Origin of the sequence: Pseudomonas sp. R-28-1W-6, from assembly GCF_009799925.1 — a bacterium.
Lineage (GTDB): Bacteria > Pseudomonadota > Gammaproteobacteria > Pseudomonadales > Pseudomonadaceae > Aquipseudomonas.
Map to the genome: position 1 here is coordinate 582,933 of NZ_WELK01000001.1, position 24,420 is coordinate 607,352.

General features: G+C 60.4%; 23 protein-coding genes and 1 pseudogene. 14 read left to right on the forward strand and 10 right to left on the reverse strand.

Annotated features, from left to right (window positions below; genetic code table 11):
- The first annotated feature begins 12 nt into the window (after positions 1-12).
- From F3I62_RS02610 to F3I62_RS02625, 4 genes are read left to right on the forward strand one after another with little or no spacing between them, the layout of a single operon-like run.
- Complete coding sequence (locus F3I62_RS02610) at positions 13-858, forward strand: bifunctional 2-polyprenyl-6-hydroxyphenol methylase/3-demethylubiquinol 3-O-methyltransferase UbiG (RefSeq protein WP_160488123.1); 846 nt, start codon at positions 13-15, stop codon at positions 856-858.
- Positions 851-2,293 (forward strand): glycosyltransferase family 39 protein, encoded by a 1,443-nt coding sequence (locus F3I62_RS02615; RefSeq protein WP_178122485.1) that lies wholly within the window; start codon positions 851-853, stop codon positions 2,291-2,293. The genes F3I62_RS02610 and F3I62_RS02615 overlap by 8 nt, the downstream gene beginning before the upstream one ends.
- Positions 2,283-3,527 (forward strand): acyltransferase, encoded by a 1,245-nt coding sequence (locus tag F3I62_RS02620; RefSeq protein ID WP_160488124.1) that lies wholly within the window; start codon positions 2,283-2,285, stop codon positions 3,525-3,527. The genes F3I62_RS02615 and F3I62_RS02620 overlap by 11 nt, the downstream gene beginning before the upstream one ends.
- A 36-nt stretch (positions 3,528-3,563) precedes the next feature.
- Complete coding sequence (locus F3I62_RS02625) at positions 3,564-4,649, forward strand: acyltransferase (protein ID WP_160488125.1); 1,086 nt, start codon at positions 3,564-3,566, stop codon at positions 4,647-4,649.
- Between the two features lie 44 nt (positions 4,650-4,693).
- Here the strand turns inward: F3I62_RS02625 and F3I62_RS02630 are convergent, their stop codons facing one another.
- The 4 genes from F3I62_RS02630 to F3I62_RS02645 are packed head-to-tail and all read right to left on the reverse strand — an operon-like array spanning position 4,694 to position 8,898.
- Positions 4,694-6,433 (reverse strand): hypothetical protein, encoded by a 1,740-nt coding sequence (locus F3I62_RS02630; RefSeq protein ID WP_160488126.1) that lies wholly within the window; start codon positions 6,431-6,433, stop codon positions 4,694-4,696.
- A gap of 17 nt (positions 6,434-6,450) precedes the next feature.
- Positions 6,451-7,188, reverse strand: a complete 738-nt coding sequence (locus F3I62_RS02635; RefSeq protein WP_160488127.1) for an SDR family oxidoreductase — start codon at positions 7,186-7,188, stop codon at positions 6,451-6,453.
- A 4-nt stretch (positions 7,189-7,192) separates the two neighbouring features.
- Entirely contained in the window at positions 7,193-8,494 is a 1,302-nt protein-coding gene (locus F3I62_RS02640) for an FAD-binding oxidoreductase (protein WP_160488128.1), read from the reverse strand.
- Positions 8,494-8,898, reverse strand: a complete 405-nt coding sequence (locus F3I62_RS02645) for a GtrA family protein (RefSeq protein ID WP_160488129.1) — start codon at positions 8,896-8,898, stop codon at positions 8,494-8,496. Before F3I62_RS02645 ends, F3I62_RS02640 begins: the two co-directional genes overlap by 1 nt.
- Before the next feature lie 30 nt (positions 8,899-8,928).
- On the opposite strand from F3I62_RS02645, the pseudogene F3I62_RS02650 reads away from it, so the two are divergent.
- The 10 genes and pseudogenes from F3I62_RS02650 to F3I62_RS02695 form a co-directional block, all read left to right on the forward strand.
- Positions 8,929-9,819 (forward strand): annotated as a pseudogene (locus tag F3I62_RS02650) (decaprenyl-phosphate phosphoribosyltransferase); the annotation flags it as partial.
- Positions 9,816-10,259 carry a divergent PAP2 family protein gene (locus F3I62_RS02655; protein WP_218572685.1) on the forward strand — a complete coding sequence of 148 codons (444 nt, stop codon included), beginning with the start codon at positions 9,816-9,818 and terminating at the stop codon, positions 10,257-10,259. The pseudogene F3I62_RS02650 and the gene F3I62_RS02655, both read left to right, overlap by 4 nt.
- Positions 10,256-11,164 (forward strand): GDP-mannose 4,6-dehydratase, encoded by a 909-nt coding sequence (locus F3I62_RS02660; protein ID WP_160488131.1) that lies wholly within the window; start codon positions 10,256-10,258, stop codon positions 11,162-11,164. Before F3I62_RS02655 ends, F3I62_RS02660 begins: the two co-directional genes overlap by 4 nt.
- 2 nt (positions 11,165-11,166) lie before the next feature.
- Positions 11,167-12,138: a GDP-mannose 4,6-dehydratase gene (gmd, locus tag F3I62_RS02665; RefSeq protein ID WP_160488132.1), complete on the forward strand. Its 972-nt coding sequence runs from the start codon at positions 11,167-11,169 to the stop codon at positions 12,136-12,138.
- A gap of 5 nt (positions 12,139-12,143) precedes the next feature.
- Positions 12,144-13,583 (forward strand): mannose-1-phosphate guanylyltransferase/mannose-6-phosphate isomerase, encoded by a 1,440-nt coding sequence (locus tag F3I62_RS02670; RefSeq protein ID WP_160488133.1) that lies wholly within the window; start codon positions 12,144-12,146, stop codon positions 13,581-13,583.
- Positions 13,583-14,380, forward strand: coding sequence for an ABC transporter permease (locus F3I62_RS02675; RefSeq protein ID WP_160488134.1), 798 nt, complete (start codon positions 13,583-13,585; stop codon positions 14,378-14,380). Before F3I62_RS02670 ends, F3I62_RS02675 begins: the two co-directional genes overlap by 1 nt.
- A complete protein-coding gene (locus F3I62_RS02680; protein ID WP_160488135.1) occupies positions 14,380-15,615 on the forward strand; it encodes an ABC transporter ATP-binding protein in 1,236 nt (411 codons plus the stop codon). The genes F3I62_RS02675 and F3I62_RS02680 overlap by 1 nt, the downstream gene beginning before the upstream one ends.
- Positions 15,616-15,638: 23 nt before the next feature.
- Entirely contained in the window at positions 15,639-17,036 is a 1,398-nt protein-coding gene (locus F3I62_RS02685) for a glycosyltransferase family 1 protein (RefSeq protein ID WP_160488136.1), read from the forward strand.
- Positions 17,020-18,150 (forward strand): glycosyltransferase family 1 protein, encoded by a 1,131-nt coding sequence (locus F3I62_RS02690; RefSeq protein WP_160488427.1) that lies wholly within the window; start codon positions 17,020-17,022, stop codon positions 18,148-18,150. The genes F3I62_RS02685 and F3I62_RS02690 overlap by 17 nt, the downstream gene beginning before the upstream one ends.
- Positions 18,150-19,262, forward strand: a complete 1,113-nt coding sequence (locus F3I62_RS02695) for a glycosyltransferase family 4 protein (protein WP_160488137.1) — start codon at positions 18,150-18,152, stop codon at positions 19,260-19,262. The genes F3I62_RS02690 and F3I62_RS02695 overlap by 1 nt, the downstream gene beginning before the upstream one ends.
- Before the next feature lie 61 nt (positions 19,263-19,323).
- Here the strand turns inward: F3I62_RS02695 and F3I62_RS02700 are convergent, their stop codons facing one another.
- The 6 genes from F3I62_RS02700 to F3I62_RS02725 form a co-directional block, all read right to left on the reverse strand.
- A complete protein-coding gene (locus F3I62_RS02700; RefSeq protein WP_160488138.1) occupies positions 19,324-19,641 on the reverse strand; it encodes a DUF2388 domain-containing protein in 318 nt (105 codons plus the stop codon).
- Positions 19,642-19,725: 84 nt separating this feature from the next.
- Complete coding sequence (locus F3I62_RS02705) at positions 19,726-19,941, reverse strand: DUF1127 domain-containing protein (RefSeq protein ID WP_160488139.1); 216 nt, start codon at positions 19,939-19,941, stop codon at positions 19,726-19,728.
- A gap of 211 nt (positions 19,942-20,152) precedes the next feature.
- Positions 20,153-21,601 (reverse strand): NAD(P)(+) transhydrogenase (Re/Si-specific) subunit beta, encoded by a 1,449-nt coding sequence (locus tag F3I62_RS02710; protein WP_160488140.1) that lies wholly within the window; start codon positions 21,599-21,601, stop codon positions 20,153-20,155.
- 2 nt (positions 21,602-21,603) lie between these two features.
- Positions 21,604-21,918: an NAD(P) transhydrogenase subunit alpha gene (locus F3I62_RS02715; protein ID WP_160077203.1), complete on the reverse strand. Its 315-nt coding sequence runs from the start codon at positions 21,916-21,918 to the stop codon at positions 21,604-21,606.
- Between the two features lie 11 nt (positions 21,919-21,929).
- Positions 21,930-23,051, reverse strand: a complete 1,122-nt coding sequence (locus F3I62_RS02720) for a Re/Si-specific NAD(P)(+) transhydrogenase subunit alpha (protein WP_160488141.1) — start codon at positions 23,049-23,051, stop codon at positions 21,930-21,932.
- 426 nt (positions 23,052-23,477) lie between these two features.
- Positions 23,478-24,395, reverse strand: a complete 918-nt coding sequence (locus F3I62_RS02725) for a LysR family transcriptional regulator (RefSeq protein WP_160488142.1) — start codon at positions 24,393-24,395, stop codon at positions 23,478-23,480.
- Positions 24,396-24,420: the final 25 nt, after the last annotated feature.

Genomic DNA, 24,420 nt, shown 5'->3' on the forward strand with positions numbered 1-24,420 from the left:
ATTGGGTGCTGAATGCTGAGCAAACTGAAGAATATTTTTTCTCGCAATGCAGTGTCGCACGACAGCGCTGGATCTGATCCAGCAGCACTCGATACTGCGCCAGAGGCTGAGATGCACTCCACGCTGACGGATACTTACCTGAGCGGCTGGTTTCGGCATGAGACTGGCGAGCTGTTCGAAGGGTTCATGATCAATCCGGAGGATTCGATTCTCGACATAGGCTGTGGCGATGGTCCCTTCGCTCACTTTTGTGCGGAGCGCGGCGCAGAGGTGATCTTTGCCGATATTGACGCAGCCAAGGTGGCGGCTGTCAGCGAGATGCTAAAAAACTCGAAGGCCCGCGCGATGTTGCCTCTGGTCACTGATGCCAAGCCAATACCGCTTGCAGATAATCGCGTCAGCAAAGTCATTGCGATGGAGGTGCTTGAGCATGTCGAGGACCCGCGAGACTTCATGCGTGAATTGGTGCGTGTAGCCAAACCTGGATGTCTGTTCTTGCTGACAGTCCCCGATCCGGTCGGTGAAAACGTACAGCGTGCGCTGGCTCCGCCGAGCTACTTTGAGCCACCAAATCATATCCGAGTGTTCGAGCGAGCTGACTTCGAGCGCCTTGTCGTGGACGCGGGGCTGGTGATCGAACGCCGGACCAGCTACGGGTTCTATTGGTCCCTCTGGTGGTTCTTCTTTTGGGCTTGTAAGCAGGATCTAAGCCCCCCTTGGCATCCTCTTCTGCAGAGTTGGACCAAAACTTGGAATTTGCTGTTGTCTACGCCGGATGGTCCGCGCATAAAGCGGGCTCTGGATGACGCCATGCCCAAGAGTCAGGCTATTATTGCGCGGAAACCTTTTAATGAGTGAGCTCCGCCGGGTCCTGTCGTTGTCTCCGGATGCACTGTTTACGACTGCCAGCATGTTGTTGTTCGCGGGTGTCGTATTGTTTGTCCGACTGGCGCTGGGTATGGAGTTCCCGATCCCTTGGAATGATGAGACGGCCTTCATCTCGCAGGCTTTCGAATTCAGCCGTACGGGCAGCTTCTATGTTTACGGGCTCAACAGTGAGCGGGTTGTGATGTGGATGCCGCCGGGCTTCATGTTGCTGCTGGCGGCGGTCTACAAGTTGTTTGGCTACAGCTTCGAAATATCGCGCTGGGTCTCCTGTTTGCTCTACCTGGGTGGAGGAGTGGTTGCGCTACTAGTGCTACGGCATAGCCTGCAGGGGTGGCGTCGCCATCTGGGCCTGCTGCTCATGCTGATGGCATTCCTATCCCCCTATTCGCTGGCGATTTCCAATATTGCCCGCATGGAGTCGCTGTATAGCCTGCTCTTCATGTTTTCCTTGTTCGCCGCGCTGAAGGGCCGTTATGCCTTGGGCTTGGCGTTAGTGCTGCTCAGTGCGACCGTACACTTCAACGCTGTGTATTTTCTGCTGCCGTACGGGGTATTGGTGGGCTGGAAAATTTTGCGTCGGGAAAGCCTGGTGATCGGCCCCTGGGAATTGCTGGCGCTAGTTATCGCGTTATTAGGTGTGCTGGGTTACGGCTTGTATGTGGTCAAGAATATCCATGGTTTTTGGCAGGACATGCAATTCCAGTTTGCCTACAAGTTAGGATCGGCCGTCATGGGCGGGCGTCCTGGCTGGACGCTGCTGCTGATGTTGCTGGGCATACCCTTGCTTCAGCTGTCGCTACACCGTCGTTTCGCCACCGAGTGCCTGCTGTCACTCTATGGTGTGGCTTTTATTGCCATGGCTCTGAATGGCCATAACATGTGGTACTACTTTGCTTTCAATCTCGGTTTCTGGTTGCTAGTGCTAGGAGCTCTAGCAAGTAGTGCGGCAATGGTGACACCACTGCCCAAGTGGGGCGGGTTGCTGGTGGCCGGATTGTTGTTGCTGCAGTTGAGCCACTATGTCAATCGCAACACTGCCGAGTTCGATCCGCTCAAGCCGAGCCGAAGCATATTGGCGCGTGACTTCTTGCCGGCTAGCGAAATCGACAAGGTTCGGGTATTCATCGCCACTCTGCCAGCCAATACCAGCGTTTCGTTCGGTTACTCGGGTGTTGAGCCCTACTTCTTCGCCGACTTTGCCGAAGTCGGTGCCCGGTGGAGCGGGTCGGCGCATAGTGTGATCCAGGTTTTCCCGGCTAGGACCGTGGATTATCGGGTGCTATGTGACAGTGAAATGTTTCCAGCCTACTTGGCGATCTATGATTGGGATGGTTTTCCGCGCAAGAGCCAGGATAGTGGCTGCGCCATTACTCGGCTGAGCGAAGGTGGCAAGCGTGCACAGTGAGAGCAAAAATCTAGAAATCGAACAGCTGCGGGCAGTTGCTATCTGTTTGGTGCTGATTTCCCATGTTATCTTGCTTTCTCCCTTTATTGCCGAAAAGGTTACGCCTCTGTTTCAGTACGCCAGTTTTGGCGTTGGGGTAGACCTGTTTTTCTGTATCTCTGGATATGTAGTTGCTAAAAGCTACTGCAGCTATTTTGACCATCACCGTAGCAGTGGCTTGTTCTGGCCGGCGGCTCGTGCGTTCTGGCTGCGGCGTGGTTATCGCTTGTTGCCTTCGGCATGGCTGTGGGTGGTGCTCGGCATACTTTGTGCTCAGTATTTCAATCGCTCCGGAGCATTCTTGGATGTTGAGCAGAATCTGAAGAGTGCCTTGGCTATTGTCAGCTTTACGGCGAATATTGCACATATGTATGGCTGGTTGGCACCCAATAATGTGTATTGGAGCTTGTCGTTAGAGGAGCAGTTTTATTTTTTGTTGCCACTATTTCTATTGCTGATTACCGGAAGACGTGCGCGCATTGTTGCTTTGCTTCTAGTTATCGCTCTTCAGTTTCCTCTCTCTCGTGACCCGTTTGGAGGGATAGTTGCGCAATATCTTGCTTCGTTTCGTATTGATGGTTTTGCGTGGGGTGTACTCGTTTTCATGTTTTCTCGTAGTACATACTACGAAAGTCTTCGGCCTCACTGGTTAAGGTATAAGCCTCTGGCCTTCATTGCTGTACTCTTGCTTCTCTGTATGCTGGTAGTAGTTCCCGCGCGCTTGTTTGCCTTACCTGTCCATATGGGACTGCTCGCGATGATTGCCGCTCTGATCGTTTGGGTCGCGTCTTATGGTCAGGGGTATCTCTTCGGTTATCAGAGCTTAACGGGGGTTATGAGGTGGATAGGTGAGCGCTCCTATGGAATTTATCTAATTCATCTGCCGGCATTTCGTCTCAGCCATGAACTTACAATGCGCTATCTAGGTGCTGAGGGCTTGACCTATTCTTCGGCTGTAGTGCCTTTCCTGTTGCTGTCTTCAAGCATTTTTATTTTACTGCTAGCGGATCTCAATTATCGCTATGTCGAAGAGCCAATGCGCCGACGTGGCGCCGCACGAGCTAGGGTTATGCTGCTCGCAGCGCAGGAGCGACAGTTAACATCATGCTGTCACACGGATGAGCGCTCACGCTTGGCATGGGTAAAAAAACAATGCTCGGAAACGGATCCATCCAAAAGCGCAGAAAGAGCGTAGGTACTGATCCATAGGTTCTAAGCTTCAGGAGTCGGTGTGATTAAGCGTGACGTTAGACAGGACAGTTATTTCCCGGCTCTGGATGGCTTGCGCGGTGTAATGGCCATGGGCGTGATCGTTGCACATGTCAATCTGCCGTGGTTCCCTGGCGCGCCAATTATGATGGATATCTTTTTTGTTATCTCTGGTTTTCTGATTACGTCCATTTTGCTGCGAGGTATAGAAAAGACGGGGTCAGTGGCGCTGTTGAACTTTTGGAAGCGGCGCCTACTGCGCCTGTATCCAGCGCTGTTGGTTGTGGTGCTGTCGAGCTTGTTTGTTGCATGGTGGTGTGTTGATGACTTCACGCCGGTTGCCAAGGATGCGGCTGCATCGATCTTTTATTATTCGAACTGGACAAAAATATACGATTACGTATACCCGAGCATGTTTGGACATACGTGGTCGCTCTCGGTCGAGGAGCAGTTCTATCTGTTGTGGCCGGTAATGTTTTCGTTGGCTTTGGCAGCGCGTCTACGGTCGGTTCATATACTGGTGCTGCTGGCTCTACTTGCAGCGGCGGCGATGCTCTGGCGATACTATTTGATCGGCCAAGAGGTCCCGTGGTCGCGCTTGTACTATGCCCTTGAGACCCGAATGGATGCATTTGTGGTGGGTGGCATTCTGGCGCTAGGTTTTGGAGCGCTGCGTGAGCGTGCAGTCCGTTGGGAGTGGCATACTTTCCTGTCTCTATGTGCGCTAGCTCTCTTGCTCTTGGTGGTGTTGGGGCGTCCGCGCGAAATTGCCTATTTCTTCTGGCAGCAATCGCTGGCGTTGTTGCTTTCGGCGGCGGTTATTCTGCTTTTGACATCACCCCGCGATGGCTGCCTCAAGCGCTTCTTTTGCTCGCGTTGGTGCGTATTCCTTGGCGAACGTTGTTACAGTCTGTACCTGTGGCATTGGCCAATTATTTGGCTGCTATTGGTCGAGACGGAAGCAACCAAGATAACCATACTGTTGATCGCTATTCCGTTGACCCTGCTGTTGTCATCCCTTACCTACGCTTTTGTGGAAGTGCCGTTCCTATCGAAAATGTCTCGCGTGCGCCGCATCGAGGGTGATCCGGCGCTGCCCTCTTCGTAGGAATTCAGTGAATGTAGTTTGAGAAAAACGTCAGCATTTCAATGCTATCTCAAGGACAGTTTGCGAAAAGCCATCGCCAGTATCCGAGGGTCTTCACTTGCTGGTTTGTGTGCATTAGGTAAGTAGAAGGTAAATGTATTCAGGCCCGTCTGTAGCAATGCAGGGGGGAAGTTGAATCGTACATCCCGCTCCCCTCCCACCATGCGACCTTGGTAGACCTGTTGACCATTTAGCTGAATGGTCAGTTCTTGGTTTCCCAAGAAACCTGCTTGCAAATTGCCCTCGCCGACTAGTGCTTGCTTGTCAAGCATCAGGCTTAAACTGGCGTTCTGCCCCTCGCTCCAGCGAAAACCGGGTTCTAAGCCGTAAAAGCTATCGAAAGCGGCATGGGGTGAGTTATAGGGAATATCGAGAAGTCCACTGAAGGGCGGTAGTTGATGGCGGTTAAATTCAACAAGGCGCTCCTCGTGACGACTTTTACTGTGGAGAAATTGAGGGTAGCGCCAGTCGAATAGATATTCGGGATATTGATCAATGTTGGGTTCGACGTTCCATTGCATGGTGTAAGGGTTGAACAGGGCCTGATATGTATTGATGTAGATGGCGAATAGGCCGCTGGTAAGCACTGCCGCATATGCGTAGTGGCTGTTTTGGCGCAGGGTGCCCAAGCTACTGAATAGTCCGAGGAAGAGCCCAGGCAGGGCGTCGACCATCAAGCGCGAACCGAATGACCATCCCGCCCACCAGTGGGGGAATTGGCTAACAGATACTAGGTGTACTACTGGCCAGATAAGACTGATCAGGCCGAGTTTCATCAATGCTCTATTGCTTCTTGCCTGTAGCAGAATCAGGAGCATGGAGACGAAAAGAAACGGGGAAAAAATTAGCAGTCCGCGGGCTGGGCTAAATAGGTTGCCATATAGCGCCGTTTCAAAGTCCCCACCCTCCAAGCGCTTCGGTAGGTAGTAATCCGGCATGATCTGTGAATACTCATGCAGGCTCCAGCCCATGAAACCGAGAAGCAGCAACCCCAAAGTGCATGCGGCAAGTACTGCGGACTTCTTATCCTGGATGAAGTAGTAAAGCAGCAAGAAGGGCGCTAGCAGGGCCAACGTCGGTCTGCAGAGATAAGCCAGAAACAAATTGAGCCCGATTAATAGGGCTATCAGTAAAGTCTCTGGCTGACGGCCGCGAATCACCAGAAAAATGGCTGTGCTGGAGAAGATGAAGGCAAAGTCATGTGACCAGAGCGCGGTCCCTACAGTGCTTGCCAGTGAACTCCCGAACCAGCAAAGCCCGGCCAATAGCAGGCTCTCAGTCTGGCGCAGATAGAGTCTGGCAATTTTGTAGAGAATGAAAGTGATTAGCAGGGCGGCCAGCGTTGCCAGCGCCATCTGGATGAGTGGCTCATCCTTGGTCATGTCGAAGCCCAATACATTGGCTGCGGCTACAAATGGTGTGCTGACTAAAGCAGTCCCTAGAGGGAAATAGTTATAGAAATGTCCGTTCTTTCGGTGAATGACGTACCCGTAACTATCGAGAAGCGTCTCACCATAAGCATCGAGCTTCACGCTGCCGTGCTGCACTATGGCCTGGCTAACCAGCAGCGTACCGCGGGGGTCGCTGCCGGTATTATGCGTAGATTGTCCTGCAATCACAGCCACAATCAGGAAGGCAAGGAACCAGCCAAGCCAGCGATGTTTGGCTAGTGTGGACACTCTGCTACCTACATCAGTTCTAAGAAAGTGCGTGGACATGCTGGTTTTTGTTTTTGTTGAGGACATTCGGGCAGTTTCCAGGGTTAAAGCGAAAGCCGCTTGAAGAGCCTTTCCGGAACGCTCTTGATGATCGTCATGATAAAAAGCCAGAACCCGGGCGTGTAGAGCACATCCTTTTTCTTCTCAATGGCTTTCTCGATGTCCAGAGCAACCTTTTCCGGTGAGACCCACAACGGGCCTTTGGGGAAGCTGGCGGTCATGGGGGTATCGACGAAACCGGGTTTGATGGTCAGTACCTGCACGCCGCTCTTGTGCAGGCGATTGCGCAGCCCTTGCAGGAATATCCCCAACGCGCCCTTGGCTGTGCCGTAGATGTAGTTGGACTGTCGCCCGCGGTCTCCGGCCACCGAGCCGATCACCGCGATACTGCCATGACGTTGCTGCTCGAAGTGATTGGCCAGGTGGGTGAGCAGCGAGATCACGCTGATTGCATTGGTGTTGAGCTCGGCAAGCGTCTTCTGGGCGTCCGCCTCGCAGGCTTTCTGGTCACCAAGGGTGCCGTGCGCGATCAGGACGGTGTCCAGCCCGCCCATTTCAGTCACCACTTTCTTGAGTAGTTCGGCGTGGCTGGCAAAGTCATTGGCATCGAATTCGCCCTGAAAGACTTCGCCGGCCCCCCGTACCTTCAGGTCCGCGGCAAGCATTTGCCGGCGCTCCCGGTCGCGGGCCAGCAAATAGAGGGTGTGGCCCTGGGCCGCGAAGCGCTGGGCAACGGCCTCGGCAATCGCCGAAGTGGCGCCGATGATGAGTATTTTCTGCATGGGGTTAGTCCAGGCCGAGTCTGCGGGATTGCAGGGATGCAAATTTATGCAGCGCACCATAGCGCGCGCGAACTTCCTGAAACCGTGTCCAGTTCGGGTAGCTGTGTTTGAACGTGGCCTCGCTCATGCGGGCGTCCTTGCAGAGATAGAGGCGCCCGTCATAGGCCAGCACCATGGCATCCAGCTCGCTGAGGAGTTCCAGCAGGCCGGCTTCGTATTTGAAGTCCAGAGCCAAGGTGTAGCCTTCGACAGGGAACGACAGCAGGTTGTCGTTGGCGGCGCCGAATGCCTTGAGCACGGCGAGGAAGGAGCCGCGTCGGGACGCCGCAATACGCTGCAGGATCGCGCGCAAGCCCTCCAACCCCACTGCCTTGGGGATGACGAACTGATACTGCAGAAAGCCCCGCTTGCCGTAGAGGCGGTTCCACTGCCCGATGCCGTCCAGGGGATAGAAGAAGCTCTCGTAGGCGACTCGTTGCTGCGACTCGACCTGGCGAATGCGCTGGTAATAGAGCTCGTTGAATGCCTGCACGGAATAACGGTTCAGTAGAACCGACGGCATGTCGAGCGGGACGCTCAGGGTTGGTTTAGGGGCGAGTGACAGCTCGCCATCATGGGCGTGTTCACCAAGCATCAGCAGCGAGCGGCCCAGTGCCTTGCCGCTGGCCAAGCAGTCGATCCAGGCGACGGAGTAGGTGGCGGCGCTGTGCGTGTCGAACAGCGCTACCACCTCTTCCAGATTGGCGGCTTTGTGTGTGGTTTGCGCGATGTACGCGCTTTCAATCCGCCTGAGGCGCAGCTGGGCGCCGACAATCAGGCCGGTCAGGCCCATGCCGCCACAGGTGGCGTTGAACAGTTCAGGGTGTTCGCTGCGCGAGCAGCAGATCAGCGAGCCATCGGCCAACAGCAGCTCGATGCTGTCGACACATTCGCTGAAGCAGCCGTGCAGATGATGATTCTTGCCATGCACATCGCCGGCAATGGCGCCGCCGATGCTGACGAACTTGGTTCCCGGAGTGACCGGTATGAACCAGCCGCGTGGAACAAACACATCGAGCAGTTCACTTAGGGTAATGCCTGCATCGCAATCGAGCTGCCCGCTGTTTTCATCGAAGCTGCGTAAGTGCCTGAGCTGTCTGGTGCCGACGATCTGCTCGGCGAGGGCACTGTCGCCATAGCTGCGGCCCATGCCGCGCGGAATCAGGCTGGCAAGCCCGGCCAGGCTGTCCCTGGCGGCACTGAGTGTTGCCGGTTGCGCCAGGCTGGCGTCGATGGTCGGATAGCGGCCCCAGCCATTGATGCGCATCAGGCGACTCCTGGCGTGCGAAAGACGAAGCGCTTGTCCAGCTCGTACTTGGTCAGGTAGCCAATGGCCAGGCCGATGATGCCGCCGAGGTAGCGCAGCTCGGCAGACTGGAAGATGAAGTGGAAGGCAAGCTCGGTGCTCCAGAAGATCACCGTGGTGAACACGCCCATGAGGCTGTAGAGCAGGAAAATTCGGCCATTATGGGCGGCGTTCACAGCTTTAAAGCGAAAAATGTAGCGCTTATCGAGAACATATTTAACAATCAGCCCGGCTCCGGTACCGACCATCATGGACAGGGCGATACTGGCGGATCCAGAGTAGAGCCAAACTGATAGCGCCTGTGCAAAAATGTTGATTGCTGTCGCAATCGCGGCTAGTAGCGCGTAGATAGCTGCAACTTTCATAACAATTCCAATAAGCCATCCGAGGCCAAAGGCATGCATGCTACCGCAGTGCCGCGCTCCCCTCTAGCTCTCGCCGGAGGGCTGTTGACCCTGATACGTCCCCGTCAGTGGGTGAAGAACGTATTCGTTATCGCTCCCCTGATTTTTGCCGGAGAGTTTCTCAATATCGCCTCGATTGAGAAGGTACTGCTGGCCACACTGATTTTCTGTATCGCCTCCTCGGCCACCTATATCGTCAACGATCTGCACGATATCGAGCGTGATCGACGCCATCCGCTCAAGTCGAAAAAGCGTCCACTGGCATCCGGCCAGGTCGCTGTGTCATCGGCCGCGGTATTGCTTCTGGTGCTCTATGGGCTGCTGGGCGTCGCCTGGGTGCTGTTGCCCACTGTGGTTTACGTGGTGCTGGGCTACATGTTGCTCAATCTGGCCTATACCTTCGTGCTCAAGCACCAGCCGGTCATCGATATCTTCACCATCGCCATGGGCTTTGTCCTGCGGGTCTATGCCGGGGCTACTGCCCTTGACGTGCCGGTATCATCCTGGATGTTCGTCACGACCCTGTGCCTGGCGCTCTACCTGGCTGCGGTAAAGCGGCGCCAGGAGCTTGCCTGCAACGGTTCGGAAAGCCGCGAGGTGCTGCAGCATTACACGCCGGAGTTGATTGATCGGTATGCCGAAATGGCGGCCACCGGCGCTCTGCTGTTCTACAGCCTGTTTGTCATGACCGCGCGCCCGGAAATGGTCATGACCATTCCATTGGTGCTGTATGGCTTGTATCGCTACTGGTTCATCGTCGAGGCGAAGGAGGCCGGTGAGTCGCCTACCGATGCCCTGTTGAGCGACTGGCAGCTGCTGATCACCGTGGTTGTCTGGGGTGGCGTAAGCGCTTATGCCATTTGGCCGAGCAGCCCCGTATGAAGATGGAAATTGCTTACCTGGTTACACCTTTATTTGCATGGCTATGCGCGGGGTGCATCAAGTTCGCGGTCAACACCCTGCGTGCCAGGCGTTTGGCATTTGATCTGATCGGTTATGGTGGGATGCCCAGCAACCACAGTGCGATCGTAGCCAGCATGGTTGCACTGATCGCGCTGCGCGAGGGGATTGCCGAGCCGGCCTTCGGTGTGGCCGTTACCCTGGCTTTTATCGTGTTGCTGGATGCCAACAGCTTGCGTCGCCAGGTCGGGCTGCATGCCCAGGCGATCAATGAAGTTCGCTCTGTCGGCCAGCCACTGCGCGAGCGCATGGGGCACAGCCGCCTGGAAATCCTGGCGGGGCTGATCGTGGGGGCTGTGACCGCCTGGCTGGTTGATTTGACGGAGCTGTGGCTAAACGACTCGATGGGTACGCTCTCTTGAAGACCCTATTGGTTACCGGACTCAGTGGTTTTGTCGGCGGGCATTTGCAGCAAGCGCTAGCGTCTAGCGAAACCTGGCAATTGCTGGCGGCGAAACCGCACAACTTGCTTGATCCTGCCTCCCTGGATGCCTGGCTACAGGTGGGGGTACCGGATGCGGTGATCCACCTGGCCGGGCAGACCTTCGTCCCGGCGGCCTTCAAGGACCCTGCGCATACGCTGCAGGTCAACCTGCTAGGCACGCTGAACTTGCTGCAGGCCCTCAAGCGTGCCGAGTTCAACGGCACCTTTCTGTTTGTCAGCTCTGGTGATGTGTATGGGCAGGTCGCCGAGGCGGACTTGCCGATCACCGAGGGCTTGGCGCCGAAGCCGCGCAACCCATACGCGGTGAGCAAGGTTGCCGCGGAGTTATTGTGCAAGCAGTGGGGGTATGCCGAAGGCTGGCGCATGCTGATTGCCCGCCCGTTCAACCACATTGGCCCCGGGCAGGCGGCAAGTTTCGTGGTGCCCAGCATGGCGCAGCAGATCGTTGGCGCCGGCGTCGGCGCGGGGGCGCAACGACTAACCCTGGAGGTTGGCGATATTGACGTCACCCGGGATTTTCTTGATGTACGCGATGTGATTTCTGCTTACTTCGCCCTGTTGGAACATGGGCGAAGTGGTGAAATCTACAACCTGTGCTCGGGAGTGGAACGCACGGTTCGCGAGTTGATCTTACAGATGGCCAGGCTGGCGGGAGTGAGCGTTGATCTCGTTCAAGATCCGTCACGCTTGCGTCCAGCGGATCAGCGCCGGGTCGTCGGCAGTGCTGAAAAACTACAACAAGACACCGGCTGGAAGCCCAGCATTTCAATCACGGAGACCCTGCAGAGCGTGCTCTCTGACTGGGAAGCAAGAGAACTATAAAAATGTCCAAAGTTGCTTTGATTACCGGCCTGACCGGCCAAGATGGTGCTTATCTGGCCAAACTGCTGCTGGAAAAGGATTACGAGGTGCACGGCCTGGTGGCGCGGCGCAGCTCGGATACCCGCTGGCGTCTGCGCGAGCTGGGGATCGAGAACCAGATCCGCTACATCGAGGGTGATCTGGCCGATGCCTGCTCCATCCAGCGCGCGGTGATCAAGGCCAAGCCGCAGGAAGTCTACAACCTCGGCGCGCAGAGCTTTGTCGGCAGCTCCTGGGATCAGCCGGTTACCACCGGCATCGTCGATGGCCTGGGCGTGACCCACCTGCTGGAGGCCATTCGCCAGTTCAGCCCGGAAACCCGCTTCTACCAGGCCTCGACCAGCGAGATGTTCGGTCTGATCCAGGCAGAGCGGCAGGACGAGAATACCCCGTTCTATCCGCGCAGCCCCTATGGGGTGGCCAAGCTGTATGGCCACTGGATCACCGTCAACTACCGCGAGAGCTTTGGCCTGCATGCCTCCAGCGGCATCCTGTTCAACCACGAGTCGCCACTGCGCGGCATCGAGTTCGTCACCCGCAAGGTCACCGACGCGGTGGCGCGGATCAAGCTCGGCAAGCAGCGCGAGCTGCGCCTGGGCAACATCGACGCCAAGCGCGACTGGGGTTTTGCCGGCGACTATGTCGAGGCCATGTGGCTGATGCTGCAGCAGGAGCAGGCCGACGACTACGTGGTGGCCACCGGGGTCACCACCACGGTGCGCGACATGTGCCGGCTGGCCTTCGCCCACGTGGGGCTTAACTATGAAGAGCATGTAGTCATCGACCCGCAGTTCTTCCGCCCGGCCGAGGTCGAAGTGCTGTTGGGCAACCCGGCCAAGGCCGAGCGCAAGTTGGGCTGGCAGCCGAAAACCAGCCTCTCTACCCTGATCGAGATGATGGTTGAGGCGGATCTGCGCCGCGTCGGCAAGGAGTAAGGCGCATGATCGTTCCCGTCATTCTTTCCGGTGGCGCCGGTACCCGCCTGTGGCCGGTATCGCGAGAGGATCATCCCAAGCCCTTCATGCGCCTGCCGGATGGCCAGTCGCTGCTGTTGAAGACTTACCTGCGCGCCGCCGGGCTGCTTGGCGCGGGTGGCGAGATCGTCACGGTGACCAACCGCGAGCACTACTTCGAGAGCAGGGATCACTTTGCCGAGGCCAAGCTGGCGGGGTGCCGCGCGCGTTTTCTGCTGGAGCCGCAGGGGCGCAACACGGCGCCAGCGCTGGCGGTTGCCGCCCTGGCTTTGGCGGCCGAACATGGTGACGATGCGGTGCTGGTGGTGATGGCCGCAGATCATCTGATTCATGACCTGGCGGGCTTCAAGGCGGCTACCGAGCATGCGGTACGGCTGGCCGAGCAGGGTTATCTGGTGACCTACGGCGTGCGCCCGACTGCTCCGGAAACCGGTTTCGGCTATATCGAGGCGGGTGCTGCGCTGGATGAGCTGGGTGGTTGCCAGGTGCAGCGCTTTGTCGAGAAGCCGGACAGCGTGACGGCCCAGGAGTACCTCGACAGCGGTCGCTTCCTGTGGAATTCGGGCATGTTCTGTTTCACTGCCGGTAGCCTGATCCGCGAGTTGCAGGCCCATGCGCCCGAGCTGCTCGAGCAGGCGCGCGTGTGCATCGAGCACAGCCCTCTGCAGACCAATGCCGGTGGGCTGATGCAGGAACTGCAGGCGGCCAGCTTTGCGGCATTGCCGGACATCTCCATCGACTATGCGGTGATGGAGCGCTCCGCGCGGGTGGCGGTGGTACCGGCGCAATTCGACTGGAGCGATATCGGCTCATGGAAGGCCCTGCGTGAGCTGGTGGCGGCGGATGCCGACTGCAACCGCGCGCAAGGCGATGCCCTGTTCATCGATAGCCGCAATACCTACGTACAGAGCCAGGGCCGCCTGGTCGCCACGGTCGGAGTCGACGACCTGATCGTGGTCGAGACGCCCGATGCGATTCTGGTCGCGCATGCCGACCGCGCGCAGCAAGTAGGCCAGGTGGCTAAACGGCTGAAACTGGAGAACCACCAGGCCTATCGCCTGCATCGCACGGTCGCGCGGCCTTGGGGCACCTACACGGTGCTCGAAGAAGGCCCGCGCTTCAAGATCAAACGCATCGTGGTGAAGCCAGGCGCGGCCCTGTCGCTGCAGATGCATCACCATCGCAGCGAGCACTGGATCGTCGTGCAGGGCATGGCCAAGGTGGTCAACGGCGGCGAACCGCGCCTGATCAACAGCAACGAGTCGACCTTTATCCCTGCGGGGCACAAGCATCGCCTGGAAAACCCCGGGGTGATCGATCTGGTGATGATCGAGGTGCAGAGCGGCGAGTACCTGGGCGAGGATGACATCGTTCGCTTCGAAGACCAGTACGGCAGGGTGCTCTGATGGCGCTGGGTATGGCTCGCGCGGTATGGAGTTACCGCGGTTTCGTGCTGGGCAGCGTCCAGCGCGAGTTTCAGACGCGCTACCGCAACTCCTTGTTCGGCGCGGCATGGACGATACTCAATCCACTGTCGATGATCATCGTCTACACGGTGATTTTCTCCCAGCTGATGCAGGCCCGCCTGCCCGGCGTGGATAACGGCCTGGCCTACGGCATCTACCTGTGCGCCGGGATCCTGGCCTGGGGGTTCTTCGCCGAGGTCATCGGGCGCAGCCAGTCGGTGTTTCTGGAACACGCCAATCTGATCAAGAAGCTCAGTTTCCCGCGCATCTGCCTGCCCTTGATCGTGGTGCTGAACGCCAGCCTGAACTTCGCCATCATCTTTGCGCTGTTTCTCGGCTTCTTGTTGGTGACGCAGAACTTTCCGGGCTGGGCGGTGCTGGGGGTGATTCCGGTGCTGTTGATCCAGATCGCCTTTTCCATCGGGCTGGGCATCCTTCTCGGGGTGCTCAACGTGTTCTTCCGCGATGTCGGGCAGTTTGTCGGCATCTTCCTGCAGTTCTGGTTCTGGCTCACGCCGATCGTCTATCCGGCGTCGATCCTGCCCGAGGGTATCCGTCCGCTGATCGAAGCCAATCCCATGGTGCCGCTGATCTCCGCCTACCAGGGCATCTTCGTCTATGGCCAGTGGCCGCTGTGGTCGACGCTCTGGCCGTCCGCGCTGCTGGCTGGCGTGCTCTGTCTGTTGGCCATGCGCCTGTTCCGCAAGCGCTCCGGTGAAATGGTGGATGAACTCTGATGGGTAGCATTCAAGTTGCTCAACTGGGCAAGGCTTACAAGCAATACCCCACCCGCTGGGCGCGTCTGGCGGAATGGCTGATCCCCTTCTCCAGGCCGCGTCACCAGCTGAAGTGGGTGCTGCAGGATGTCTCGTTCAACGTCAATCCCGGTGAGGCCCTGGGCATCATCGGGATCAACGGCGCGGGCAAGAGCACGCTGCTGAAGATGATCACCGGCACGACCCAGCCGAGTAGCGGGCAGATCCATATCCAGGGGCGAGTGGCGGCACTGCTCGAGCTGGGCATGGGTTTCCACCCGGACTTCAGCGGCCGGCAGAACGTATTCATGGCCGGCCAGCTGCTGGGCTTGAGCATGGAGGAGCTGCAGGCGCTGATGCCCGAGATCGAGGCCTTCGCCGAGATTGGCCCGTACATGGATCAGCCGGTTCGCACCTATTCCAGCGGCATGCAGATGCGCCTGGCGTTCAGCGTGGCCACCGCACGGCGCCCGGATGTGCTGATCGTCGATGAGGCGCTGTCGGTGGGTGATGCCTATTTTCAGCACAAGAGCTTCGATCGCATCCGCGAGTTCCGCAAGTCCGGCACCACGCTGCTGATTGTGTCGCATGACCGTCAGGCCATCCAGAACCTCTGCGATCGCGCGATCCTGCTGGCCCATGGTCGGCTGGCGCTGGAGGGGGCCCCGGAAGAGGTTATGGACTTCTACAGTGCCATGCTGGCCGAGAAAGAGCAGCAGACGGTCCGTCAGGAGCGCCTGGACAACGGCAAGATCCGCACCATTTCCGGAACCGGTGAGGCCGGCTTCAGCGATATCGCCTTGCTCAATGCCCAGGGGCAGCGAGTCGAAGTGCTGGAGGTCGGCAGTCGCGCCACGCTGGAGGTAACGGTCGAGGTGCGCGCGCCGATCACTCGGCTGGTGCTCGGCTTCATGATCAAGGATCGCATGGGGCAGGCGATCTATGGCATCAATACCCATCGCCTGCACCGCGAGCTGGAGAACCTCTCGGCAGGCGAGCGCATCGTCTATCGCTTCGCCTTTCCGGCGAATCTGGGCAAGGGCAATTACTCGGTTGCCTTGTCCTTGTCGCGCTTCGACTCGCACCTGGACACCAACTACGAGTGGCGCGATTTCGCCCTGGTGTTCCATGTGATCAACATCAACAAGCCCGATTTCGTCGGTTGCGCCTCGCTGGATGCCGATATCAGCATCCAGCGCCTGCCACAGCCGGCCTGAGTCCCTATTTTTGCGAGAACCCCATGCGTTTTCTCATTGAATGCACCTACGTTTACGAGCACCCCCAGGACAACTCGGGCATCCAGCGAGTGGTGCGCAACATCGTCAATAATCTGGAAGCGCTGGATGGCGATACGCAGTGTGTGCCGGTCATCCTGAAGAATGACAAGGTCTACGGGGTGACGCAGCTCAGCCCGGCCCGTGGTGGCCGCTGGTTGAGCCGCTGCCAGGCCTGGCTGTCGCTGACCCATGATCGCCTGGGCCGGCTGCGCCACCGGATCTGGCTGGCTTACGCGCAGCGCGAGCGCAAATGGCCGTTCCACCATTCGCCCACACTGCGCTTCCTTTTGCGCTTGCCCTGCAAGGCCCTCAGCTTCTGCCTGGCAGTGCCGCAAAAAATGCTGGCACAAGTGTCCTTGAACTATGTGGACAAGACCCGTGCGGTAGAAATGACCTGCCAGCCCGGCGATGTGCTGGTGCTGCTGGACTCCTCCTGGCACGCCGATTTCTTTCCGGTGGCCGAGCGCCTGCAGCGGGAGGGCGTGGGTATCGTTTCGGTCATCTACGATCTGATCCCGCTGACCCACCCGCAGTTTTGCGATGAAGGCCTGGTGCGTGTCTTCGAGCAGTGGTTCGACTGGATCGCCCGCACGGCCGATGGTTTCATCGCCATCTCGCAGACCATTAGCGATCAGGTGCGTAGCGAGGTGCAATGGCGCCTGGGACGTGAAATGGCCGAGCAGCGCTGGTTCGATCATTTCCACCTGGGCAGCGAGCTGGATCGGGCTCATCCGGGGGCGGTGGTGCGTCAGGAAGTACGACGGATGTGCAAGGCGCGTCCGGTTTACCTGATGGTCAGCACCATCGAACCACGCAAGAATCATGTATATCTGCTCAACGTTTTCGAGCGGCTGTGGGACGAGGGCAGTGACGTGGCGCTGTGCTTTGTCGGCAAGATCGGCTGGAAGACCGAAAAACTGATCGAGCGGATCAGGCAGCACCCCCAGCTGAACAAACGCCTGTTCATGTTCAACGACCTCAGCGATCGCGAGCTCGAATACTGCTACAGCCATTCGCGCGCCCTGGTCTTCCCATCCTATGTCGAAGGTTTCGGTCTGCCGCTGGTCGAGGCCATGCAGCGTGGCCTGCCGGCCATGGCCAGCGACATCCCGGTGTTCCGCGAGATTGGTGGAGACTCCATGGCCTATTTCGGCCTGTCCGAGCCCGAGTCGCTGTGTCGCCTGGTGCGGCGCTTCGAAGAGAGCGGAAAATTTCCCGCGCCGACCTGCCTGAGCCAGTGGTCCTGGTTGTCATGGAAGGACTCGGCCGCGCAGTTGATCGGGCGGGTGCGCAGCCATACCGGTGCGCCCCGAGCCATCGAGCGGGCAGCGGGTTCCGATGTCCATATCGGTCGCCTTTAACGCCTCGATCCTGCGCGCACCGCGTACCGGCATCGGCCAGTACCTGGTCGAGCTGGTGCGTGCGCTGGCCACGGACCCCGAGTTTGAGCCGTGGCTGTTCAACGGCTGGAACTGGCAGGCGCAACTGCCGGCCGCGGCGTTGCCCGGCTATTCGCGCTTGAGCGCGCTGGTGAAGCGCGGTGTGCCGAATGCCTATGCCCTGCGCCGGCTGGTCGAGCAGCGGCGTTTCAGTCGCAAGGCGGCGTGCGCCGATCTCTACCACGAGCCCAGCCTGTGGCCGTTCGAGTTCGACGGGCCGATGGTCATGACCCTGCACGACCTGACCCATGTGCGCTTCCCGCAGACGCAGCCGGCCGACCGCCTGGCCGCGATCGAGCGGCATGCGGCGCGCGGGGTCGAGCGAGCGCAGCGCATCCTGGTCGATTCGCAGTTCATTGCCGACGAGGTGTGTGCTCATTACGGCGTGCCGGCAGAACGGATCGTCGTCGCCCCCCTGGGCTGCGCGGCGCGCTTCCACCCGCGCGCGCCGGAGCAGCTGGCGGCGCGCCTGGCGGCGCTGGGCTTGCAGGCGGGCCGCTACCTGCTGTGTGTCGGTACCCTGGAGCCGCGCAAGAACCTGCAGCTGGCCCTGCGCGCCTACGAGCGCTTGCCGGCGGCGCTGCGCGAGCGCTATCCGCTGGTCCTGGCGGGAATGCCCGGTTGGCGCGCGGAGCAGCTGGCGGAGCCCCTGCAGCGCGCTCTGGCCAGCCAGCAGGTGCGCCTGCTCGGTTACCAGGATGACAACGCTCTGGCCGAGCTGTTCGCCGGGGCCCGTCTGTTGCTGTTTCCTTCGCTGTATGAGGGCTTTGGTCTGCCGGTGCTGGAGGCCATGGCCAGCGGCACGCCGGTGATCCTGAGCCGGGGCTCGGCATTGTCGGAGGTGGCGGGAGAGGCCGGCCTGTACATCGACCCGCAGAACGAGGTGGTGTGCGCTGCGGCCATCCAGCTGCTGGTCGAGGATCAGGCCCGCTGGCTGGCACTGCGCGAGGCCGGGCTGACGCAGGCACAGGCCTATTCCTGGCAGCGCTGCGCGCAGATCACCGCTGGCGTATACCGTGAGGCGGTGAAGGCCTGATGCGTGTCCTGCATTTCTTCAAGACCTACCTGCCGGAGACCGTTGGTGGCATCGAGCAGGTCATCTACCAGCTGTGCCAGAGCACCGGGGCCCACGGCGTGGAGAACGAGGTGCTGACCCTGAGCGCCGATCCTCGGCCGGAGCAGCTGACGGTGGGCAACCACCGGGTGCACCGGGCCAAGCTCGATCTGCAACTGGCGTCCACCGGCTTCTCCTACAGTGCGCTGGGGCGCCTGAAGGCCTTGGCCGCGCAGGCCGACATCGTGCATTACCACTTCCCCTGGCCCTTCATGGACCTGCTGCATCTGGTGGCCGGGATCGACAAGCCCTATGTGGTGTCTTACCACTCGGACATCGTTCGGCAGAAGCATCTGTTGCGCCTGTATCGGCCGCTGATGCACCGTTTTCTCGACAAGGCCGGGCGGATCATCGCCGCCTCGCCCAATTACCTGGAAAGCAGCGAAGTGCTGCAGCACTACCGGGACAAGGTCGAGGTCATTCCCTATGGCCTGGATAAGGCGGCTTTCCCCGTGCCGGGGGCGCAGCGCCTGCAGTATTGGGCCGAGCGTTGCGGGCCGCGGTTCTTTCTCTTCGTCGGGGTGATGCGCTACTACAAGGGGCTGCATGTGCTCCTCGAGGCGGCACGAGGAGCGGATTACCCCATCGTGATAGTCGGTTCCGGGCCGCTGGAGCAGGAGCTGCTCGCCCAGGCCAAGGCGCTCGGGCTGAACCACTTGCACTTTGTCGGGCGCGTCGATGAGGAGGACAAGGCGGCGTTGCTGCAGCTATGCACCGCCTTCGTGTTTCCTTCGCACCTGCGCTCGGAAGCCTTCGGCATCTCCCTGCTGGAGGCGGCGATGTTCGGCAAACCGATGGTTTCCTGCGAGATCGGTACCGGCACCTCGTTCATCAATCAGTCCGGCGAGACCGGCTGGACGGTGCCCCCGGCCGATGCGCCGGCATTGCGCGCGGCGCTGGATGCACTGTGGAACAACCCGCAACAGGCCGCCGAGATGGGGTGGCGGGCCGAGCAACGCTATTGGCAGCTATTCACCGCCGAGCGCATGGGCGCGCAGATGACCCGGGTCTATCGCCAGCTGCTCGCGCGCTGAGCCATCCGAGGATGTTCGCGCCGGCCAGCCCGGCGCTTGAGGCCGGGGCTGGCCGTTTGCATCACAGGACGAGAATGGCCTGGGCCAGTTGCAGGTCATCGGCCCGCAGCTGCGGCACCTGCTGGCGGATGTGCTGCAGGGCGGCCTCCAGGCGCGCGCCGCGGATATCGCCCTGGCTGGCGACGAAACTGGCGGCGTCGTCGCGGGCGGCCAGCACGATCTTGTCGTCGCTGAAGGACGAGGAAATGTCGGAAGTGGCCTCGGAGGTCGCATCTAGCGCGCCCACTGTGGCATCGGTGGTGACTACGAAACTGGTGGCCGAGGCGTTGGCGGCCAAGGTCAGCAGGGCGGCGGCGGCAAGCTGATGCAGACGGGACATGGTGAAGCTCCTGGCTAACGGGAAGATGGCGCGATTGCGCGTCCGGACAGTCTAGCGCGGGGCGTCGGGGGCGGCCAGGCTGGCTCAGCGCCAGAACGGCTTGGCCAGCTCCGCGTGGCGCTCGGCCGCGCAGATGCCGGCGTCGGCCAGCAGGCGTTCATCCAGTTGTGCCAGCTGGCGGCGGGTGCGGGCGCGCTGGCGCCAGAGCAGCAGGGCGGCGAGCAGGCGCAGCGGCCAGGCGGTCGGAGTGGGGCGGCTGGCAAGTGCGGTGGGCTGGGTGCGGGGCAGTGTGCGTTCCATGGCGATGCGTCCTTCCCGCGAGAGCGGGGGTTATGGCAGTCCATGGTGGGGGTTGGCAGGTGGCCGTTGTAGTCACAGCCGGATGGAATTGTGCTGCAGCAGTTCGTCGGCATGGGCAACTGTATCGGTCGTGCATGGCGCCGGCTGTGCTGTGCGCAGAAACAAAAAACCCGGCACATGGCCGGGTTTTTCATGGCTGGAGCAGGGCGTCTTAATCGACCGCCTTGACCATGTCTTCGATGACTTTCTTGGCGTCGCCGAAGACCATCATGGTCTTGTCCAAGTAGAACAGTTCGTTGTCCAGGCCGGCGTAGCCGCTGGCCATCGAGCGCTTGTTGACGATCACGGTCTTGGCCTTGTAGGCCTCGAGGATCGGCATACCGGCGATCGGCGACTTCGGATCGTTCTTAGCGGCCGGGTTGACCACGTCGTTGGCGCCCAGCACCAGCACCACGTCGGCCTGGCCGAACTCGGAGTTGATGTCTTCCATCTCGAACACCTGCTCGTAAGGCACTTCGGCCTCGGCCAGCAGGACGTTCATGTGGCCAGGCATACGACCGGCAACCGGGTGGATCGCGTACTTCACGGTGACGCCGCGGTGGGTCAGCTTCTCGGCCAGCTCCATCAGCGCGTGCTGGGCACGGGCCACCGCCAGGCCGTAGCCCGGAACGATGATCACGGTGTCGGCGTTGGTCAGCAGGAAGGCGGCGTCGTCGGAGGAACCCGACTTCACCGGACGCGCTTCCTGGGCACCGGCAGGACCAGCAGCTTCGGCCGCGCCACCGAAACCGCCGAGGATCACGTTGAAGAACGAACGGTTCATCGCCTTGCACATGATGTACGAGAGGATGGCACCGGACGAACCCACCAGCGAACCGGCGACGATCAGCATCGAATTGTTCAGCGAGAAACCGATACCGGCAGCCGCCCAGCCCGAGTAGGAGTTCAGCATCGACACCACGACCGGCATGTCGGCGCCGCCGATCGGGATGATGATCAGCACGCCGATGATGAAGGCCAGGGCCAGCATCACCGCAAACGCCTGCAGGTTGCCGGTGAACATGTACACCAGGCCCAGACCGAGGATGGTCAGACCGATCACCAGGTTGACCAGGTGCTGGCCCTTGAACTGCACCGGCGCGCCCTGGAACAGACGGAACTTGTACTTGCCCGACAGCTTGCCGAAGGCGATCACCGAACCGGAGAAGGTGATGGCACCGATGGCCGCGCCGAGGAACAGTTCCAGGCGGTTACCGGCCGGAATCGCATCGCCCAGGTGAGCGACGATACCCAGCGATTGCGGCTCGACCACGGCGGCGATGGCGATGAACACGGCGGCCAGACCGATCATGCTGTGCATGAAGGCGACCAGCTCCGGCATCTTGGTCATTTCCACGCGCTTGGCCATGATCGAGCCGGCGGTACCGCCGACCAGCAGGCCGACCAGCACGAAGCCCAGGCCCTTGGCGGCGCCGCCTTCGGTCATCTGCGAACCCAGCTTGAACACCAGGAACACGGTGGTGACCACGGCGATGGCCATGCCGATCATGCCGAACAGGTTGCCCTGGCGCGACGAGGTCGGGTGCGACAGGCCCTTGAGGGCCTGGATGAAGCAGATCGAGGCGACCAGATAAAGAAGAGTGATCAGATTCATGCTCATGGTCAGTGCTTCTCCACCGGCGCTTTCGGCGCCTTCTTCTTGAACATTTCCAGCATGCGCCGGGTGACCAGGAAGCCACCGAACACGTTGACCGCGGCCAGGGCCACTGCCAGGGTGCCCATGGACTTGCCCAGCACGGTTTCGGTCAGGGCGGCGGCCAGCATGGCGCCGACGATGACGATGGCCGAGATGGCGTTGGTCACGGCCATCAGCGGGGTGTGCAGGGCCGGGGTGACGTTCCACACCACGTGGTAGCCCACGTAGATGGCCAGCACGAAGATGATCAGGTTGTAGATGCTGGGGGAAATCAGTTCCATGTCTCTACTCCTTAGCCGTTGCTGCGAACGACGTTGCCATCGCGGCACATCAGGCACGCGGCGACGATGTCGTCTTCCAGGTTGAGGTGGAACTTGCCTTCGCCGTCGATGACCAGCTTGAGGAAGTCCAGCAGGTTGCGCGCATACAGGGCCGAGGCGTCCGCCGGCACCAGGGCCGCCAGGTTGCTGTAGCCGACGATGGTCACGCCATGCTTGACCACCACCTGGTCGGCGACCGTCAGCGGGCAGTTGCCGCCCTGGGCAGCGGCCAGGTCGATGACCACCGAGCCCGGCTTCATCTCTTCCACGGTCGCTTCGTGCAGCAGGGTCGGCGCCTTGCGGCCCGGGATCAGCGCGGTGGTGATGACGATGTCGGCCTGCTTGGCGCGCTCGTGCACGGCACCGGCCTGACGCTGCATCCACGAGGCCGGCATCGGCCGGGCATAGCCGCCCACGCCCTGGGCGCACTCGCGCTCTTCGTCGGTCTCGAACGGTACGTCGACGAACTTGGCGCCGAGCGACTCGATCTGTTCCTTCACCGCCGGACGCACGTCCGAGGCCTCGATCACCGCACCCAGACGCTTGGCGGTGGCGATGGCCTGCAGACCGGCCACACCGGCACCGAGGATCAGCACGCGAGCGGCCTTCACGGTACCGGCCGCGGTCATCAGCATCGGCATGAAGCGCGGGTAGTGGTTGGCCGCCAGCATCACGGCCTTGTAACCGGCGATGTTGGCCTGCGAGCTCAGCACGTCCAGGCTCTGCGCGCGGGAGGTACGCGGCGCGGCCTCCAGGGCGAAGGCGGTGATGCCACGGGCGGCCATGCGCGCGATGGTCTCGTTGCAGAACGGGTTGAGCATGCCAACCAGCACCGCACCGGATTTCATCAGCGCCAGTTCGGCGTCGCTCGGGGCCAGGACCTTGAGGATCAGGTCGGCACCGAACACGCTGGCGGCGTCGCCTATATTGGCACCGACCACTTCATAGACGTGGTCGGGCAGGCTGGCATTCACGCCAGCACCGCTCTGTACAGTCACCTGATGGCCTTGGCCGATCAGCTTCTTGATGGTTTCGGGAGTAGCGGCTACCCGCGTCTCGCCGGCATGGGTCTCGAGAGGAACACCGATGTGCACTTCAATTCTCCTGCGTGATCGTTTTGATGAACCGGCGCACTGCGGGTGGCACGCGGGTGAGGGCGGATCAGCACAAAACCCGCTCGAATGGGGCGGGGCGCGGCATTTTGCAGGTGAACGGCGAGGCCTTCAAGAATTTATGGAGTTTTGAAAATCTATAACTACAAGTTATGGGTGGTGTCGTTCACTTTTATACCAGCTGGAAGCCGCGCTATTCCTGGCCTGGACCGCTGTCTGCGGCGCTTGTGAGGCGTTCCTGGCATTCGAAACGTGAATAACCGCTCGTCGCTTTGGTTGTTGCGTGAAATGTTTTGCACGGACTGTGCAAAATCCCGTTCAGCCCAGCAGCCACGGGCCTTTCAGCGCTTTGTGAAAAAGTGACCTGTAGTGCCGTGACAGTCTTGCTACATGAGCGTGTCCTTAGTGCTACAAGGCTTCCGCGGAATTTTCCGGCTGGTAGGCGCGGGCCGCCTGCAACAACCAGTCGCTGAAGGCACGCAGGGCCGCCGATTCCACCTTGCGTTCGGGGATGATCAGGTAATAGCCGCGGTCGCTGCTGTGCAGGGCCTGGGGGTGGGCGGGCAGCAGGCGGCCCTCGGCCAGCTCGCGCTGGATCAGGAACGGCGGGATCAGTGCCACGCCCATGCCGTGCATGGCCGCCTGGGCGAGCATGGAGAACAGTTCGTAGCGCGGCCCGCTCATGTCACGCGGCACGTTCAGGCCCTGGGCATTGAACCACTGGCGCCAGGCATAGGGGCGGGTGGTCTGCTGCAGCAGCGGCAGGCCGGCCAGCTCCTCGGCGCTGAACTGCGCGCGGCCGCCCAGCAGCTCCGCGCTGCACACCGGCAGCGGGTGCTCGGGCATCAGGTAGTGCGCCTCGGTACCGGACCAGTCGGCATCGCCGAAGTAGATGGCGGCGTCGAAGCTGGTGTCGGCGAACAGGAACGGCCGGGTGCGGTTGGTCAGGTGCACGGTGACTTCCGGGTGCAGGCGCTGGAAGTCCTTGAGGCGCGGCACCAGCCACTGGGTGGCGAAGGTCGGCACCACCGCCAGTTCGATGCTCATGGCGCCCTGCTGGCCCATGGCGGCCAGGGTGTCGCGCTCCACCGCATCCAGCTGCGCGGCGACCTTGCGGCTGTAGGCCAGGCCCGCCTCGGTCAGCTTCACCCCGCGGCGCGAGCGGCGGAACAGCTCGATGCCGAGGAACTCCTCGAGCCCGGCGATCTGTCGGCACACGGCGCCCTGGGTCAGCGCCAGTTCGTCGGCGGCCTTGGTGAAGCTCTGGTGGCGGGCGGCCGACTCGAAGGCGACCAGGGCGGCGGTGCTGGGGATCTTGCGGCGCATCTATGCCATACCCTCACTATAGAAT